We start from the raw sequence: 2,238 nt of genomic DNA on the forward strand, positions 1-2,238 counted from the left end.
CATCAGGTGGAAGTGCAGTAATGTATGAAGCCAAGATGTACTAACAGACCGAGGGCTTGACCTCTAACATTGATGTTTTGATATAAAGATAAGTTGCTGTGCAGTCTTCAGGGTTCTGTTATGTAAACCCTACGGTTTTTCCTGGTGCTTTTGGCGCGGTGGAACCACACCGATCCCATCCCGAACTCGGAGGTGAAACGCTGCTGCGGCGAAGATACTTGGTGGGTCACTGCCTGGGAAAATAGCTCGGTGCCAGGGTAATATTTAACACAAAGCCCCTTCTCCACTTCGCGAGAAGGGGCTTTGTGATGTTTAGAGGAGGGCGACTTCGCTGGGCGACTTCGCTGAGCTTTTCTATCACCCAGTTGCGAACTGCTTGGTGAATTTCTTCGGCGACTTCATCCAAACCGTGAGTAGCGCCTGGATAGAGAATCAGGCGCTTGGGCTCACCGGCAAGCTGGTAAACATACTCGGAACAGTACACCGGCAGTACCTCGTCACCGGTGCCGTGCAGCAGCAGGAGCGAGCAGTGCGGTGCCAGCTGGGAGGCGATCGCTGCGCCGTAGCTTTGCGTTGCCAGCGCCACAACAGTGCGGACAGTCTGTGAGTTGGCACCGGCACAGATGACAGCAGCGCCGCCAAAAGAGTGACCGGTCAGCGCAACAGCCTTGATGCCCTCTCCCTGCAAATAATTAATACCCGCCAGAATATCAAGGATTGCTTCTTCGAGTATTGTGGGATAGCGGTATCGCACTCGAAGTGAGGCGATCTCTTCACCCATCAACTCCTGGCAAAGCCGGGGGTAGAGTCCCTTAGCCGGCGTATCCCAGTCACCGCCCACACCACCAACCCAAATCGCACCCTTTTGGGCATTATTTACCTTATAATAGCGGCACTCAACGTTACCCCGGCTCGCTATCAATCTAACAGGCTGGTAGCCTTCTTGTATTGCTTCTACTTCAACGTCACGCACTACCATTTCAAGGAGTTCGCTTTTTTTGCGCTTCATAATATAGCGGTTCTCAGTTGGATGAACTACGGGCGAGAAACCCGGTTTCTTTAACAATACCTTCGCCAAAAAAGGAAAGGGCTTTTGTAGTACAGTTGTTGTTTACCACAACGACAACTGAGAACTCCACAAAAGCCCATGCTTGACATCTTACCACTTTTACAGTGCCTGCAACCAGAGATTGGGGCCACCAGTGTGCGTCAACTAAGCCGGATTGCCTTTGCCATGTTGGCCATGACAGGACGAGTGACCATGCTGAGCCTGTCCCGCTGGGCGGGCCCAGGTGGGAGTTATCGAACTGTCCAACGATTCTTCCACACGGCCCGACCTTGGGCTACCCTGTTCTGGGTCTTTTTTCGCCAGCATTTATACCGGAGTTCTGAAGTATATCTTCTGGCAGGAGATGAAGTGGTCGTCACCAAAGCCGGTAAAAAAACCTACGGACTTGAGCGCTTCTTTTCTAGTCTGTATGGCAAATCCTTAACCGGGCTATCTTTCTTCACACTATCATTAGTAAGTGTTCAGGAAAAACGTTCATTCCCTATAAGGGTCGAACAAGTCATCAAGAGCGAGCGTGAAAAGTTGAGCCAGGGGTCTGAAAATACAGAGTCTAGCCCGCCCAAAGGCCAAGTCAAACGACCCAAGGTGAGTCGGAGTAAAAATCAAACGGTCCCGACGGCGACCGACCCAATACCTAAAAATCGAGGGGGCGACCTGCCGGCAGGAAAAATCAAAATAAAAGCGCCGTCCCTCCCAATCCGTGAATTATTGCAAATCCAAAGTTGGATAGAGTCATTGCTTAAACTGTTGGGCGGTATGCTGCCCCTGACTTATCTGCTATTGGACGGTCACTTTGGCAATAATGCATCTCTGCAAATGGCCCGCCGGCTGAATTTACATCTAATTTCAAAGCTTCGTTACGATTCGGCGCTTTATATCCCCTATCAAAACCCCGACCCTGACCGAAAGTGCCGCCGCAAATATGGAGATAAGCTTGACCTACGCAACATGCCCCCTCAATACCTGAAGAACAGCGCGATTGATGGGCCAATCCTCACCGATATCTATCAAGCGCAACTCCTCCACAAGGAATTTGCTCAACCTCTGAATGTGGTGATTCTGGTCAAGACTCATCAAAGCACTAATGCTCGCCACCACGTCATTTTATTTACCAGTGACCCTGAATTGCCTTACGACAAGTTAATAAATTTTTACAGCCGGCGCTTTCA

At 50.4% G+C, this 2,238-nt stretch carries 2 protein-coding genes and 1 rRNA gene; all 3 read left to right on the forward strand.

All coding sequences use genetic code 11. The features are described from left to right. Positions 1-140: 140 nt before the first annotated feature. A 5S ribosomal RNA gene (gene rrf / locus OSC10802_RS0130570) occupies positions 141-258 on the forward strand. Between the two features lie 121 nt (positions 259-379). Beyond that, a complete protein-coding gene (locus tag OSC10802_RS53440; RefSeq protein ID WP_026098959.1) occupies positions 380-607 on the forward strand; it encodes a hypothetical protein in 228 nt (75 codons plus the stop codon). A 540-nt stretch (positions 608-1,147) separates the two neighbouring features. Next, the coding region (locus OSC10802_RS0130585; RefSeq protein WP_017720583.1) for a transposase at positions 1,148-2,238 on the forward strand (1,091 nt) is incomplete at its 3' end.

Source organism: Kamptonema formosum PCC 10802, from assembly GCF_000332335.1.
Lineage (GTDB): Bacteria > Cyanobacteriota > Cyanobacteriia > Cyanobacteriales > Oscillatoriaceae > Oscillatoria.